Origin of the sequence: Flavobacterium aquidurense, from assembly GCF_002217195.1 — a bacterium.
Lineage (GTDB): Bacteria > Bacteroidota > Bacteroidia > Flavobacteriales > Flavobacteriaceae > Flavobacterium > Flavobacterium frigidimaris.
Genome location: NZ_MUGR01000034.1, coordinates 69322 through 86406, shown reverse-complemented (window position 1 = coordinate 86406; position 17085 = coordinate 69322). Strand labels below are relative to the sequence as shown.

At 34.0% G+C, this 17085-nt stretch carries 12 protein-coding genes and 1 riboswitch; of the genes, 11 read left to right on the top strand and 1 reads right to left on the bottom strand.

The features are described 5' to 3' along the window. The first annotated feature begins 160 nt into the window (after window positions 1-160). Entirely contained in the window at window positions 161-1627 is a 1467-nt protein-coding gene (locus B0A67_RS16935; RefSeq protein ID WP_072954741.1) for a M28 family metallopeptidase, read from the top strand. 259 nt (window positions 1628-1886) lie between these two features. Here the strand turns inward: B0A67_RS16935 and metK are convergent, their stop codons facing one another. Continuing rightward, a complete protein-coding gene (metK, locus tag B0A67_RS16930; RefSeq protein WP_072954738.1) occupies window positions 1887-3137 on the bottom strand; it encodes a methionine adenosyltransferase in 1251 nt (416 codons plus the stop codon). A gap of 534 nt (window positions 3138-3671) precedes the next feature. Here metK and B0A67_RS16925 point away from each other — a divergent pair. The 10 genes from B0A67_RS16925 (at window position 3672) to B0A67_RS16880 (ending at window position 16900) form a co-directional block, all read left to right on the top strand. Beyond that, window positions 3672-6518, top strand: a complete 2847-nt coding sequence (locus B0A67_RS16925) for a TonB-dependent receptor plug domain-containing protein (protein ID WP_072954734.1) — start codon at window positions 3672-3674, stop codon at window positions 6516-6518. Window positions 6519-7101: 583 nt separating this feature from the next. Continuing rightward, a complete protein-coding gene (locus B0A67_RS16920; protein ID WP_072954731.1) occupies window positions 7102-7299 on the top strand; it encodes a hypothetical protein in 198 nt (65 codons plus the stop codon). 60 nt (window positions 7300-7359) lie between these two features. Beyond that, window positions 7360-8664 (top strand): O-acetylhomoserine aminocarboxypropyltransferase/cysteine synthase family protein, encoded by a 1305-nt coding sequence (locus B0A67_RS16915; protein WP_072954728.1) that lies wholly within the window; start codon window positions 7360-7362, stop codon window positions 8662-8664. Window positions 8665-8871: 207 nt separating this feature from the next. Further along, window positions 8872-9960: a homoserine dehydrogenase family protein gene (locus tag B0A67_RS16910; protein WP_072954725.1), complete on the top strand. Its 1089-nt coding sequence runs from the start codon at window positions 8872-8874 to the stop codon at window positions 9958-9960. Between the two features lie 612 nt (window positions 9961-10572). Beyond that, window positions 10573-10776 (top strand): hypothetical protein, encoded by a 204-nt coding sequence (locus B0A67_RS16905; RefSeq protein ID WP_072954723.1) that lies wholly within the window; start codon window positions 10573-10575, stop codon window positions 10774-10776. 188 nt (window positions 10777-10964) lie between these two features. Next, window positions 10965-11073, top strand: a riboswitch (SAM riboswitch). A 71-nt stretch (window positions 11074-11144) separates the two neighbouring features. Next, window positions 11145-12134, top strand: coding sequence for an alpha/beta fold hydrolase (locus B0A67_RS16900; RefSeq protein WP_072954720.1), 990 nt, complete (start codon window positions 11145-11147; stop codon window positions 12132-12134). A gap of 1 nt (window position 12135) precedes the next feature. After that, window positions 12136-14550, top strand: a complete 2415-nt coding sequence (thrA, locus tag B0A67_RS16895) for a bifunctional aspartate kinase/homoserine dehydrogenase I (protein WP_072954718.1) — start codon at window positions 12136-12138, stop codon at window positions 14548-14550. Between the two features lie 25 nt (window positions 14551-14575). Further along, entirely contained in the window at window positions 14576-15133 is a 558-nt protein-coding gene (locus B0A67_RS16890) for a hypothetical protein (RefSeq protein ID WP_072954715.1), read from the top strand. A gap of 18 nt (window positions 15134-15151) precedes the next feature. Further along, window positions 15152-15577, top strand: coding sequence for an OsmC family protein (locus B0A67_RS16885; protein ID WP_072954712.1), 426 nt, complete (start codon window positions 15152-15154; stop codon window positions 15575-15577). 150 nt (window positions 15578-15727) lie between these two features. Then, complete coding sequence (locus B0A67_RS16880; RefSeq protein WP_072954709.1) at window positions 15728-16900, top strand: trans-sulfuration enzyme family protein; 1173 nt, start codon at window positions 15728-15730, stop codon at window positions 16898-16900. Window positions 16901-17085 lie beyond the last annotated feature (185 nt).

Here is a 17085-nt window from a genome sequence, read left to right as displayed (position 1 = left end):
ATAAAGTAAGCTAAATTGTAAGGGATAAGCAAATAAAAATAATAATGACAAAAAAAAGGCAGGATCATTTTGTTGAATTTGCATTTCAGTACTATTTCAAATACAAATAAGCTTTTTTTTCTTTGTAAATTACTAAGTTTGGGTTACTAAATAATAACGTATGAAAAATAAAATGATCCTCGTTTTGATTGCCTGTGGAGGAGTAGCTTTTTCGCAAGCAATAAAAAAACCACTCGTTTCAGCAATTACAGATAAAGACCTTAGAACTGATATGTACCAGATGGCCGGTGATCATTTTAATGGTCGTGAAGCCGGAACTTTAGATGAGTTAAAGGTATCGATGTGGCTGGCCAATAAGGCTAAAGAAGCAGGAATGGCTCCTGCCGGTGATGATGGAACGTATTTTCAGTTTTTTGATATGTACAGGCATCAGGTGACTCCAAATACAAAATTCAAAATTGGACAAAAAGAATATAAATTGTGGAAAGATGTTCTGGTAGCTGAAACCACAAATGTTAAAGTCGATGCGCCTTTAGTATATTTAGGAGCTGCAACAAAAGAAGAAATCGAAAAAGCAGATATCAAAGGAAAAGCAGTTGTTTTATTAGCTTCGAAAGAAGGAATTGCAGATGATATTTCGCTTTTTGAAAGACGTTATCCGGGACTTGTTCGAAGTAAATACTATGAGCTTGTATCAAAAAAAGGAGCGTCAGCACTTATTTTCGTAGCAGATGCCTTGGCAGAAGAAAGCTGGTCTCAGGTCGAACCACAAATGACAAGAGGTATTTACGGAATTGAAGGAGTTCGCGATAAAATTGGATCAACTATGCCGGTTTTCTGGGTACATAATGATCAGTTGGCTTATTTGAAAAGCACCAAAGACCTTTTGTCTACAGAAGTAATTTCTGAAACTTATAAGTATCCTTCAGTAAACGTAGTAGGTAAAATTGAAGGAACTGACGCTAAATTAAAAAACGAATACGTACTTTTTAGCGGACATCAGGATCATGATGGAGTAAGACAAAAATACGGTCAGGATTCTATTTATAACGGAGCAGATGACAATGCAAGTACTTGTGTCGCAATGTTAGCAATTGCAAGAGCGTATAAGAAACAACCCGGAAAAAGAACTTCTCTGTTTGTATTTCACGGTGCAGAAGAAAGAGGCCTGTTAGGATCAAGATGGTACGCATCGCACCCAACAGTTCCGGAAAAGGATATTATTGCAGTATTAAACGGAGATATGATTGGCAGAAACAATGTAAATCAGGCAGCTCTTTTAGGTTCCAGTTCTCCTCACGAAAACTCATCAGATTTAGTGGCGATTGCCAAGAAAGCAAATGATGAAGGTCCTAAATTCGATTTGGATAAACTTTGGGACAGACCGGAACATCCGGAATATTTTTATTTCCGTTCAGATCATTTGCCTTATGCAAAAAGAGGAATTCCATCTGTTTTCTATACCAGTGTTTTACACAGTCAATACCATACTCCAATGGATGAATCTGAAAATATTGACTTCGTGAAATTGCATAAAATGACAGAGTGGATGTACCGTACAGGATGGATTTTATCAAATGATGCCAATCGTCCTAAAACATTACCCAATGTACAATTAGAGCGATAATTTTGTAGGTTTAAAAGACGCAGATAAAAACTGATTTTTTTCTTAAGCTATAGAATCAATCTTCTATTTTAATTTTTAGAACTGAGATAATATTTACATTAAATAAAATCCGTAAAATCAGCGTCGAATTAATACACAGATATAAATTACTGAAAATAAAAGAGGCTTTCTAAAATTTTAGAAAGCCTCTTTTTTATGTTTAAGAATAACTAGTTGTCAAAAAAAATCTAACAATCTAAGTTAGTCTAATAATCTAAATTTACAATCCAAATTCTGCTTTTACTTTGTCTACGAAATCAAGTTTCTCCCAGGTAAACAATTCAACAGTAACAGTTTTTACATTTCCTCCCGGAGCAGAAAAAGTTTTAGTTACCACTTCCGGTTTACGTCCCATGTGTCCGTAAGCAGCAGTTTCGCTATAAATAGGGTTTCTTAATTTCAAACGTTGCTCGATAAAGTAAGGACGCATATCAAAGATAGCTTCTACTTTTTTAGCGATTTCACCGTTAGTTAAATTTACTTTAGAAGTTCCGTAAGTATCGATAAAAATACCCATTGGTTCAGCAACTCCAATTGCATAAGAAACCTGAACTAAGATTTCGTCAGCAACACCTGCAGCCACTAAGTTTTTAGCGATATGACGTGTAGCATAAGCAGCACTTCTGTCTACTTTACTCGGATCTTTTCCAGAGAATGCACCACCACCGTGAGCACCTTTTCCACCGTAAGTATCCACAATGATTTTTCTTCCTGTAAGACCAGTATCTCCGTGAGGTCCTCCAATAACGAATTTTCCTGTTGGGTTAATATGGTAGTTGATTTTATTGTTGAATAAATGTGCGTGAGCAGGATTTTTAGCAATGATTCTAGGGATCAAAATATCGATAATATCTTTTTTGATTTTAGCAAGCATAGTAGCTTCCTCATCAAAATCATCATGTTGAGTCGAGATTACAATCGCATCAATACGAGTTGGTTTGTTATCATCGCTATATTCTAAAGTTACCTGAGATTTTGCATCCGGACGTAAATAAGTAATTTCACTATTCTCACGTCTTAAAATTGCTAATTCCTGTAATAATTTATGAGATAAATCAAGTGCCAATGGCATGAAGTTTTCAGTTTCGTTAGTTGCGTAACCAAACATCATTCCCTGGTCTCCTGCACCTTGCTCTTCTGGCTTAGCTCTGTCAACACCTTGATTAATATCTGCTGATTGCTCATGAATTGCAGAAAGAATCCCGCAAGAATTTGCTTCAAACATATATTCGCTCTTAGTATATCCAATTTTACGGATTACGTCACGAGCAATTTGCTGAACATCAAGATAGGTATTCGATTTTACTTCACCAGCTAAAATTACCTGACCTGTAGTAACAAGAGTTTCACAAGCTACTTTTGAGTCAGCATCAAATGCCAAAAAGTTATCAATTAATGCATCCGAAATTTGATCTGCAACTTTGTCTGGATGCCCTTCACTAACAGATTCTGACGTAAATAAATAAGCCATAATAATTTATTAAATTAAAATTAAGTGAGGAAAAAAATTGCTAAAAAGAGCTAAAGGAGAATGTCTGCTTTAGCATTTTTTACTACTGAAATTAAAATCTTTCAGTATTCATAACGAACCATTTCATTATGAAGAGGTTGCAATCAGTTCAAATTTTTCCTCTGTATTCGCGTGCAAAGGTATAAAACCATTTTGATTTGCAAATCAAAGTTTTGATTTTTTTGATTTTATAAGAAGAAATTTAACATAACATACTATTTTGATAGGGTAATAGAAATTATTTCAGTTTTTATTTGGCTGATTAAAAAATAGTTTGCAAATTTGCCTCATCAAAACAACAGAAAAGATGAAATTAACAGTATGCAATATGTCTTGTAAGATGCCGGAGCCTTCCGCAGAGATACTATTGTAGTTTTTGTTCAAAAACATATATATAGAAACCTCTGCAAAACCGCAGGGGTTTTTTTGTTTCAAAAAGAAATTAAATTGTAAATCACTTTTCAAACCAAAATAATAATAAATCAGAAAAAAGTAATGAAAAAAAATGTAGCACTCGCATTAGGTCTTTTAACATTTTCTGGAATCTATGCTCAGGATAATAAAAAAGAGCAGGATACTCTAAAGAATAATGAACTGTCTGAAATAACGATAGTAGGATCCAGAAGTAAAAACCGCGTAAAAACTGATGTTCCCGTTCCTGTAGATGTTTTTAATATCTCAGAGATCACGAAAGGTTCTCCGCAAACAAGCGTTACTCAGATCTTAAATTATGTCGCGCCCTCTTTTACCAGTAATGCGACTTCTACGGCGGATGCTACAGATCATGTCGATCCGGCACAACTAAGAGGTTTGGGACCGGATCAGGTTTTGATATTGGTAAACGGAAAACGAAGACATTCAAGCGCATTAGTAAATATAAACGGATCTCCGGGAAGAGGATCTGTTGGAACAGATCTAAATGCAATCCCGTCATTTGCTATCGAAAGAATCGAAGTTTTGCGTGACGGTGCAGCAGCTCAATACGGTTCAGATGCCATCGCCGGCGTTATTAATATTGTATTAAAAAAAGATGCTAAGTATATTTCAGGAGGTATTCAGTATGGTACCAACTTATCTTCAGGATCTAATAATTTTAAAGGAGGCGCTGACGGACAGAACTTACAGGTAGATTTAAATTACGGAACATCATTAGGTAAAGCAGGAAGTTTTCTGAATATTACCGGAAGCGCCGTAACCAGACAAGCAACAAGCAGAGCCGGAATTAGAAATAACGGTATTTTTAATGCTTATAATGCTGTCGAAAACAGAGCGGCTCAAAATGGAGTTAATATCAATTCATTGTATAGTAATATTAATAACACGCCAAATTCCGCACAAATTATAAGTTCATTACAGCAATATGCACCGCAGGTAAGTTATTTTACACCGGCACAGCAAACTGCAATTTCATCTGCTACTACATTAGCGCAAATGCAGACTGCTTTGAATTTTGATGTAACCAATAATGAAATTGCCTATAGAGGCCAGGAAAGAAGTGATTATAATATGAGTGTTGGTCAGTCAGAACTGGCTTCAGGACAGCTGTATTACAATGCTAAATATCCTGTGTCAGAGATTACATCTTTATATTCTTTTGGTGGTGTTTCGTATAGAAATGGTAAATCGTATGCATTTAACAGACTTCCTAATGGTTCCGGAACTTTTACGCAAGTATATGAAAACGGGTTCCTGCCGGAAATACAATCTAATATTTTAGATGCGTCTTCTGCTGTTGGAGTAACAACTGAATTATTTGGTTTTGATACCGATCTTAGTACAAACCTCGGAACAAACTCTTTTCAATATGATGTCAACAATACCATCAATGCTACTTTAGGAACTAATTCGGGTACCAGTTTTGATGCCGGTAAAGTTTCATTTTTGCAAAGTACAACCAATTTAGATTTCAGTAAAAAGTTAGATGTTTTAGAAGGATTAAACGTTGCTTTTGGTGGAGAGTTCAGATATGAAAATTACCAGATCAAACAAGGAGAAGAAGCTTCTTATGGATTATATGATACAAACGGAAACATAGTTCCGGGAATTCTGCCAAGTAATTCGCCATTAATTGTTACGGACTTTTTCGGAAACAAACGTGGAGCAGGAGCACAGGGATTCTCAGGATTTCAACCATCTGATGCTAAAGAAAAAGACAGACAAAGTGGTGCAGCTTATCTTGATTTAGAATTGAATGCCACTAAAAACTGGCTTTTGAACGGAGCGGTTCGTTACGAGAATTATTCTGATTTTGGAAGTACGGTGATTTTTAAACTGGCTTCTCTTGTAAAATTAAACGATAACATCAATTGGAGAATTTCCGGCCAAACTGGTTTTAGAGCGCCATCATTACAGCAAAAATATTTTGAGGCAAGTTCAACTCAGTTCATAAATGGTTCGCCTTATCAGGTAGGTTATTTTACAAACGATTCCCAGGCGGCAAAAAGTATTGGAGTTGAAAGCCTGAAACCGGAAAAATCTAAAAGTATCAGTACAGGATTTACATTCAAGATTCCTGAAGCAAATATTACCATTGCAACAGATGCTTATTTTACAAGAATCAATGAAAGAGTAGTGTTAACAGGGCAATATGCCAGACCTACAGATGCGCAAATAAATGCAGCAACAACGCCACAGCAAAAAGATGCATTGACTTTGTTTCAACAGGCATTTGATTTAAAAGGTGTTGAAAGAGCTTCGTTCTGGACGAACGGAATTGATTCTGAAACTAAAGGTATAGATGTTGTAATCTCTCAAAAATATGATGTAATTCAGGATTTTACCATCAGAAATGATTTTGCTTTAAGTTATAATACTACCAAAAGAGTAGGAAAGCTAAATGTTCCTCAATCTATCATTGATGCAGGTGGAGATCCTTATATATATTCTTTTTTCCCGGAATCAAGCAGAATTTATTTAGAAGAAGCAATTCCTAAATTGAAAGCAAATTTAATGACCACTTTCAATATCAAAAAACTGGATATTTATTTAAGAAACAGTTATTTCGGAAAAGTGACCGATCCGGGAGCAACAGATGTAAATTTAGATGGTTCATCATCAGTGTACGAACATCCTGAATACAGCTCAAAAATTGTTACTGATTTATCTTTCGGATATCAGATCAATGAGAAATTCAGATTGACACTTGGGTTTAATAATATAGGAGATGTTTATCCGGACAGAAACAATCCGTCAACTCCTGCATTTACCAATACAACGCCAACATTGTCTCCTGCGCCAAGCACTGATTTAACAAATGCCAATCAGTTTGCATATTCAAGAGCAGTATCCCAATTTGGATTGAACGGAAGATTTGGTTTCGCCAGATTAAGTTTCAAATTCTAAAACAGAAGATTGGCCACGGGTTTTACGGATTAAACGGGTTTACGCGGATTTTTTTTGTAATCATTTAAACTGTGGCTTAACTTTTTTTATTTTGGCTTCAATTAAACATGTCACAGATTAAAAATATTTACTCAGATTTTTTAATCATTTTAAACCTTTATCCCGATAGCTATCGGGAGAGGCTAAATTTTTTGAGACAATAGAAGAGGATAAAAAGAATCTGTGTAAACCCGTTTAATCCGTACAATCCGTGGGCTAATTTATAAAGAGAAACACCAGTATTTACAAGGCTTCTAAAAAAAATGTGTTAATTATCAATTTTTAATTTGGTAGTTCTGAAAATAGTTTCTATATTTACTCTATCAAATTAGTCGAGTTTAAAAAAGAATTAATATTTAAATAAAATAAAATGAAAACAATAGCGGATAATATGATGATATGTTGTGAGATGATGCAAATGTGCATCCCAAATCCCTGTTGCCAAAAGTAAAAGAGTAAATCTTTGTTATAGTTAGAACTATAAGCCCTTTTGGTAGCCATCCGAAAGGGCTTTTTTTAATTCAACACTTTTAAATTTTAAATTATGAAAACATTAAATTCAATCGCAATAGAATATTTATTGAGAAACGATTCTCAAAAAAACAATAATAAATCAGAAGATATAACAAGAGAAGTTATAAGAATAAATGCAGAGCAGAATATAAAAGGTCAGAAATCATTACTGTTTTACATGTATGATCTTGAAGAAGAAGCGGAAAATCTTTTGTTTAAATCAAATTAAAAATTATTTTTAAATAACAATATATATAAGTATTAACAATACCTAAAAAACTAAGAAATTATGAGCACACAAAAATTCGCAACAAACGCATTGCATGCAGGACACGATGTTACTAAAAATGCAGGAACCAGAGCAGTGCCAATTTATCAGACATCCTCCTATGTCTTTAATGATTCAGATCATGCAGCCAATTTATTTGGTCTTGCCGAGACCGGATTTATTTATACGCGATTAAACAACCCAACAAACGATATTTTAGAACAACGTCTTGCGGCACTTGAAGGTGGAATTGGAGCTGTCGTTACAGCATCCGGAGCATCTGCAATTTCAACAGCTTTACTGACACTTCTAAAGGCCGGAGATCATATTGTGGCTTCGAATAGCTTATACGGAGGAACTTATAATCTTCTAAATGTAACTTTACCTCGTTTAGGAATTACGACAACGTTTGTAGATCCGTCTCAACCGGAAAACTTTACTAAAGCCGCTAAAGAAAATACAAGAGCCTTTTTTGTAGAATCTTTAGGAAATCCAAAATTAGATGTATTAGACCTGAAAGGAATTTCGGCAGAAGCCAAAAACTTTAAAGTGCCTTTTATTGTAGACAATACAGTTGCTACACCTTATTTATTGAGACCAATTGAATATGGAGCAGATATCGTAATTCACTCCTTAACCAAATACATTTCAGGAAACGGAACTTCATTAGGAGGCGTTATTATAGATGCCGGAAAATTTGACTGGTCAAACGGAAAATTTCCTGAATTTACAGAACCTTCTGCAGGATATCACGGATTAGTATATCATGAAGCGTTAGGAAATGCAGCTTTCATCGCAAAAGCCAGAATTGAGGGATTACGTGATTTTGGTGCAGCTTTAAGCCCCTTCAATGCTTTTCAGATTATTCAGGGATTAGAAACTTTACCAATCCGAATCCAGAAGCATAGCGAAAATGCTTTGGCTCTGGCCTCCTGGTTAGAAAAACAAGATGAGGTAGTCTGGGTAAATTATCCGGGTCTTAAAAACAATAAATATTATGATTTAGCCCAGCAATATTTACCAAAAGGACAAAGTGGCGTAATCACTTTTGGACTAAAAGGTGGTTTTGATGCCGCTAAAAAAGTGGTTGATCAAACGAAATTGTTCTCGCTTTTGGCCAATATTGGTGATACAAAATCATTAATTATTCATCCGGCAAGTACCACGCACCAACAATTGTCAGATGCGGACCAATTAGAAACAGGAGTTTCAAAAGATTTAGTCCGACTTTCTGTCGGAATTGAAGATATCGAGGATTTAATAGCTGATTTGCAGACTGCTTTCGCAAGCGTTACTCAGTCGCAATACACTATTAATAAAAATTAGGTTTTTTTGTTTTTTGTTTGAAAAATTGCCTTTAGTAGCGTGAGTTCTGCTAGAGGTGATTTTTTATAAAAAACTAATCAATATAAAAGTTTTTTTACCATATAAGTGATATAAGTTCATATTAAGCGGTGTGCAAAGTTTCAGCTCTTTCTTAAGTTTACTTATATCACTTATATGGTTTAATTAACCCCCAATAAATTAAAAATTATGTCAAAGCTTAAAATAAATATCATCCTTTTTGGAATTGGGAATATCGGAAGTACTTTGATCAATCAAATTATAGAAAGTCAGGAGTTTTTTCTCGAAAGTAAAAATGTCGACTTTCACTTTCCAATAATTACAAATTCAACAGTAGCTTTTTTCGAGAAAGAAGGCGTAGGATATGCGTGGGAAACTAATTTTCTTGAATTGGCAGTTCCGTTTAAAGTCCAGGATATTATTGAATTTGCCAAAGAAAACGAATTTGAAAATTTGATCGCAGTTGATGCAACGGCAAGTGACGAGTTAATTCATCATTATAATACGCTCATCGAGAACGGATTTAATATTGTGGCGGTAAATAAAAAAGCCAATACATTGCCTATTGATTTGTATAAAGAAATTAGGGTAAATCTTAAAAAATACGATAAAGAGTTTTTATACGAAACATCAGTAGATACAGGTTTTCCGGTGTTACAGACCTTAAGGGATTTGTACTATTCCGGCGAGAAAATAACAAAAATACGAGGCGTTTTTTCAGATAACCTGAGTTACGTATTTAATAGATTCGCGACTGAAGATGCTACTTTCTCCTCTCTTTTAAAAGATGCAAGTTTACTCGGATTAATGCGCTCTACTTTTAAAGAAGATTTATCCGGAAATGATACAGCAAGAAAACTATTGATTTTGACGAGAGAGATAGGGAAAGATTTCGATTTTTCGGATATAAAAATTAATTCTCTTATTACTGAAGAACATCTGGAGAAAAACGGAATTCTTAATAAAGACGCGATCGATAAATCGTTTAAAATTGCCAAAATAGCCCAGGCAGATAATCATGTACTGAGATATGTAGGTGAATTTGATTTACAGAAAAATACTTTAGAAGTAAAATTAGTTTCAGAACCGGTTTGGTCAGCCATTGGTCAGCTAAAAGGATCAGATACCATTTTTGAAATTTATACACAATCTTACGCAGATGTTCCAATCGCGATTCAAAGTGCTTCAGCATGTAAACAAGCTATTTCAAGAGGGATAATAACTGACATTCTGAAAGTCGCTGAGAAAATTAAAAATAAAGAAGCAGTTTGGCTGTAAGTGGTTTCAAATAGTAGTTAGTTGTTCTTTGATATAATGAAACAGGAAAATTCATTAGTAATATTTTTGTAAGTTTTTACATTGTTTTTTTGAAATCTTAAATTTGTAAGATGTTTTTTAACGATAAAAAGATGTTTTTTAACGTTTTTTAAGATTAATTTGCTGATTTTCACTTGTGTAATTGAAAAAATATTCGCACATTTGTAATACCTCAAAACTACCAAAAGTAGATTTGCAATTCTAAGTAATAGTTATGTCGATTGGAACAAAAGTGGAATGACTTTATTTCTTATTGATTTAAATGAAAAGAAGAATAAAGTAAAAATATTCAATAGTTTCGAGAAGTTTATAAAATAAAAAAAATGCAGGAATTTTTTAAAATAGCAAGTAAATCACAGATGAATAAGTCCCTACAGATGAATAAGATGTTTAATGTCGCACGTATTTGTGTACGCGTCTGTTGATACTAAAAGTATATATAAGTTGTATAAAACTTAAACCCTTTTGGTATTCAAATCCAAAAGGGTTTTTTTATTCCATTTGGTTGCCATAACAAAAAATTAAACAAATAATAAAGATTAAAAAACGCAAACTAACATAAACTTAAATATCATGAGCAAATTAAACTACATAACAAAGACTTTTTCTACATTGAAAAACTTAAGAGCAAGAAGAAACAATCCGCCGCCGCCAATAAATGAATTAGTTCATCCTAGATTTGGAATCACGGAAGCAGATAAGGCAGCAGAGAAAAAAGAGCCAAACTCATTATTGTTTTTGATGTACTCAAAAGAAAATGAAACACTTTTTATCTAAATCAAAAAGTATCATAAAATAGGGGAATACCTGCTTAATTTTACTGGGCAAAATGTTCGGTAATTTTTTGCGTACAATAGTTTTTGTTTGAATTATATTTAAGAAATTGATCAATCAGTTTCGATAAAATTTGTTTGTTTAAGAAATTAGTAGTTAATTTGCACCTTTAAGTTCAAAAACGTATTGAAATGTTATAAAGAAAGGACGAGGGATTAGACCCGATGAATCCTTAGCAACCCTTCGTTAAATCGAAGAAGGTGCTGCATTCTACCACGCCCAAACGTGGAAAGATAACAACAAGAATTTTCTAGTTTCACTCTAGTACTTTCTTTCTAATATTTCCACATACAAATCAAAAATAAAAAGATTTGAAATTGGAAAATATACCAAGTCCCATTATAATTCAGGAATTCATCACAGAAAGTGGTGCATCATATCCTTCATTACCATTAAGTTTTACCCTTTCTGGCTTACCACTGTATAGCGCGCCTATCGTTTTGGTCAATCATGCTTTGACCGGAAATGCTCAGGTTACGGGTGAGAATGGCTGGTGGAATGACCTTATTGGTGACGAAAAAACGATCGATACCCAAAGATATACCGTATTGGCATTTGATGTTCCTGGTAACGGGAATAATTCGTTTTTAATAGAAAATTATCAGGACTTTACCACAAGAGATATTGCCAGAATATTTATAAAAGGTTTAGAAGCTTTCAATATTTCACAAGTACACACCATCATCGGAGGCTCTGTTGGCGGCGGAATTGCCTGGGAAATACTCGCATTAGAGCCCAACATTACCCAAAACTTAATTCCGATAGCAACAGACTGGAAATCGACAGACTGGATGATTGCGAATTGTTATTTACAAGAGCAAATTCTCAACAATTCTTCAAAACCTATAGAAGATGCCAGAATTCATGCGATGTTGTGTTACCGCTCTCCTGAATCATTCAAAGAAAAATTTCAACGCACGATCAATAATGACCTCTCTATTTTTAATATAGAAAGCTGGTTAGCACATCACGGCCAAAAATTGCAAAAGAGATACCAATTGGCATCGTATAAATTGATGAACCAATTGCTTAAAACCATAGATATTACAAGAAATAGTGAGAATTTCGAAACGTTATTGTCCAGAACAAATGCAGCGATTCATATTATCGGAATCAATTCTGATTTGTTTTTTACACCAAAAGAAAATCGCGAAACTTTTCAGGAATTAAAGAAGTTTAAAGACAATGTTTTTTACAGCGAAATAGATTCGGTTCACGGACATGACGCTTTTTTAATCGAGTACAAACAATTAGATCATTTACTTGCCGATATTTTTAAGGCAGAAACAATAGAAAAATAAAATGAAAATATTAAAATTTGGAGGCAAATCGTTATCAAACGGAGAAGGACTTAACAAAGTAGTTTCAATCATTTCGGATAAAGTAAAGCAGGGAGAGCAAATTGCTGTTGTTGTTTCGGCTCGCGGAAACGCAACAGATGAATTGGATTACATTTTGAAACTTGCCGCTAAAAATGGAAATTACAAACCATTATTTGAGAATTTTAAAACCTATCAGGTATCTGATTACCCACAAGTAGATTTATCTGAAGAATTTAATGTTTTAGAGAAACTTTTTGAAGGCGTTAGTTTAATTGGAGATTACAGCAATAAAATCAAAGATCAGATTTTGTCTAAAGGCGAATTGCTTTCAGCTAAATTATTAACCGCCATATTAAAAGAAAAAGGAGTTCCGGCTAATTTCGTTGATTCAAGAGAATTGCTCAAAACCGATTCAAAATTTGGTGATGCACAGCCTTTAGAGCAGCTTTCGAAGAAAAATGTCATCAATTATTTCAAAGAGCATAACGGTTCAACCGTAAATATCGTGACCGGTTTTATTGGTTCAAATAATAATAATGATACAACAACTTTAGGCAGAAACGGAAGTAATTATACAGCATCATTAATTGCTAATTATTTAAATGCCGAAGAACTTCAGAACTTCACCCACGTTGACGGAATTTATACGGCAAATCCTGATTTGGTGGCTGATGCTAAAAAAATCGAATTTTTATCTTTTAATGAAGCGAACGAATTAGCGAATTTTGGCGCAACAATTCTGCATGCCAAAACGATAATTCCTTTACTGGAAAAAAATATCCCGCTTCGTATTTTAAATACATTCAATCACGAAAATCGCGGAACGTTAATCACTTCAGATTCAGCTAAAGAAGGAATCAAAACCCTTTCGGTTTTAGAGAATCTGTCATTAGTAAATCTTGAAGGGCGCGGATTGCTTGGGAAATCGGGTGTTGATGCCAGAATTTTTAAAGTAATGGGCGATCATAATATCAGTGTAAGCATCATTTCGCAAGGTTCTTCAGAAAGAGGAATCGGATTGGTTGTGGCTACAGATAAAGCAACTACGGCCATGATCGAATTAGAAAAAGAGTTCGAAAATGATTTTTATTCTAAAGATGTAAACCAGATTACGGTAACAGATAATGTTTCGGTTATTTCGATTATTGGTCAGGATTTAAGCACTTTTCATAAACCTTATACTGCGTTAATCAAGAATAAAATTGTTCCAATTTTGTTTAACAATACCGTTACGGGTAAAAACGTGAGTTTGGTCGTTAAAAAATCAGAACTTAATAAAGCGTTAAATGTAATTCACGGGGAGATTTTTGGAGTTTCCAAGAAAATCAATATTGCCATTTTCGGTCACGGATTAGTGGGAGGAACTTTAATCAATCAGATTTTAGAATCGGCTGCTGCAATCGAAAAACGTAAAGACATTAAATTGAATGTTTTCGCAATTGCAAATTCTAAAAAAGTGCTTTTAAACAAAAATGGCGTAACTTCAAGCTGGAAAAATGACATTCAGAAAGACGGTCTTGAATATACCATCAATGATGTGATTGCTTATGCGAACCAACATCATTTAGAAAATTTAATTGCGATAGATAATACAGCAAGTGCCACTTTCGTAGAAAATTATATTTCTTTGATTGAGAGCAGTTTCGACTTGATTTCATCTAATAAAGTGGCCAACACATTAAGCTACGGTTTTTATAAAGAACTGAGAAAATCTTTAGCAGAAAATCAGAAAAATTATTTATACGAAACTAATGTTGGTGCAGGTTTACCATTGATTGACACGATAAAATTATTGCACCTTTCGGGCGAAAACATCACAAAAATAAAAGGAGTTTTCTCAGGAACATTAAGTTATTTATTCAATAATTTCTCTGCAAAAGATGCTCCGTTTAGTGAGATCCTGCAAGAAGCAATTGACAACGGATACACAGAACCGGATCCGCGTGAGGATTTATGCGGAAATGATGTGGGAAGAAAATTATTGATTTTAGCCAGAGAATTAGATTTGCAGAATGAGTTTGAGGAAATTTCAATTCAGAATTTAATTCCGGAACATTTACGTGAAGGAAACGTATCTGATTTCTTAACGAAACTAAAAGAATTCGACCCGATTTACGATAAAATAAAAGCAGATCAAAAGCCTAATCATGTATTAAGATACATTGGTGAATTGTCCGGAGATTTACAAAATGACAAAGGAATACTGGAAGTAAAATTAGTTTCGGTTCCTTCAGATACTGCTTTAGGAGGATTAAAAGGATCTGATTCTTTCTTCGAAATTTATACAGAATCTTACGGAGACAGGCCAATCGTAATACAAGGTGCAGGAGCAGGTTCTGCGGTAACGGCAAGAGGAGTTTTTGGAGATATATTGAGATTGTCAGATAAAGGGTAAAAATCAATTAATCAAGATTTAAAGAATGAAAAAATTACTGATTTTATTACTGTTCTCGAATATTATTACTGCTCAGATTTCTAACGTTATTAGAAATAAAGACAGTTATACGCAAGATGTTTTTCCTTATAAAGGAATTAGAGCGATTCAGATAGACGAAGTGAGTGCTGTTGGAAATGAGGATAATGTATTTATTTTTTCGAAGATTGAAAAAAATGCGAATCCTGATAAAATGTATTTTCAGCGGTTTACAAAAGTCAATGATAAATGGATCGTAAAATCTATTCTTGAAGTCAATCATAACGGAATCATTTCGGCCTGGGGAAGCAGAAAAGCTTTTGGTGATTATAATAAAGACAAGAGTGTTGATGCTCTTTTTATTTACGGATTATATGATTCAGATTTCAAACAGCAGTCCGTTCATTTGATTTTTTCGCAAAAAGATCAATTTTACACGATTGAATCAAGTGTTTCTGATGATTTTAAAACAGATAAATTTTCTCCTAATTTTAAATCTTTAGATGCAGCATCTAAAAAGCAGGTTTTAGAATATTGGAATAAATTAGACAAAAAAGACAAATAACTTAGGAAAACAAAAAACATGAAAGTAACCTTAAACAGAGTAAACGACGCGTTTCATTTTAAACTCAAAAATGAACGTGGACATGTAGTTGATGTTGATAGCAGAGCCGAATTTGGCGGAAGCGATTTAGGTGCAAGTCCAATGGAATTGGTGTTAATGGGTGTTGCGGGATGCAGCGCGATTGATATGATTTCGATATTAAAGAAACAACGTCAGGAAATAAAGGCATTTAATGCTGAGGTAGAAGGAGAACGCGTAAAAGTTGGAGAGGCAACACCTTTTAAAGAAATCAATGTGGTTTTTTATTTAGAAGGTGACATCAATCCGGAAAAGGCAAAAAAAGCAGCACAGCTTTCTTTCGAAAAATATTGTTCAGTAGCCAAAACGGTTGAGCCAACGGCTACAATAAAGTATAAAGTTGTTCTGAACAACGAAGAATTATAAATTAGAAAATGAGTCAATTTGAGAATTAGATAATGCTCAGATCGGGTATAAATGACATTGACTCGTTTTAGTTTAGATTTTAAGTTTTGTTTTTGCTAACCGTAAGACGCAAAACTTGAAACCTGAAACAAAAAAACAAAAAAACACACAATGAACGAAGAAGAATTTGGCTTTGAAACTTTAGCCATAAGAACACATTTAGAAAAAACCCAATTTCAGGAACATTCTACTCCATTATATTTATCATCAAGTTTTGTATTTGAGGATGCAGAGGATATGAGAGCTTCTTTTACAGAAGAAAAAGTACGTAATATTTATTCCCGTTTCAGCAACCCGAATACAACCGAGTTTGTAGATAAAGTTTGTGCTATGGAAGGTGCTGAATCTGGTTATGCTTTTGCAACCGGAATGGCTGCGATATATTCGACTTTTGCAGCATTGCTGGAATCAGGAGATCATATTGTTTCTGCAGGAAGCGTTTTTGGATCTACACACGCGTTGTTTATGACTTATTTTCCAAAATGGAATATCGAAACAACGTATTTTGACATTAATAAACCGGAAACGATTGAGAGTTTTATTAAACCCAATACCAAAATTTTATACGCTGAAACACCAACAAATCCTGGTGTAGATGTAATTGATTTAGAGTTGTTAGGTCAAATAGCAAAAAAGCACAATTTAATTTTAATTATCGACAATTGTTTTGCTACACCATATATTCAGCAGCCAATTAAATACGGCGCTGATATAGTAATTCACTCTGCAACAAAATTAATAGACGGACAAGGCCGTGTTTTAGGAGGAGTTGCAGTTGGAAATGCAGAGTTGATTCGTAAAATATATTTATTTTCAAGAAATACGGGACCGGCAATGTCGCCATTTAACGCTTGGGTTTTGTCGAAAAGTTTAGAGACTTTGGCAGTTCGTGTAGACAAACATTGCGAAAATGCTCTAAAAGTGGCTGAGTTTTTAGAAAGTCACCCAAATGTAAACAGTGTGAAATATCCATTCTTAAAATCACATCCAAAGTATGAAATCGCCAAAAAACAAATGCTTTTAGGCGGTAACATTATTGCAATTGAAATTAAAGGCGGAATTGAAGCGGGAAGGAAATTTTTGGATAAGATAAAATTATGTTCACTTTCGGCAAATATTGGAGACGTAAAAACGATTGTAACACACCCGGCATCAACAACACACAGTAAATTATCTGTTGAAGAAAAGTTGGCTGTTGGAATTACGGAAGGTTTAGTGCGTGTTTCTGTAGGTCTGGAAACCGTAAAAGATATTATCGCCGATTTAGATCAGGCACTTTCTTAAATAAATTAGATATTTGATTTTTAGATCAAATGTTGGTAATAGATTAGAAAAAGGCTTTTTGACTGTAGTTTGTCTACAGTTAAAAAGCCTTTTTTATTTGGATTTATTTAAACTATACTAATTTAGTAGAACTTAGTTTTTGATTGTGTTATTTTTCTCATTCAAAAAGCTTATTTTTGTTGCAG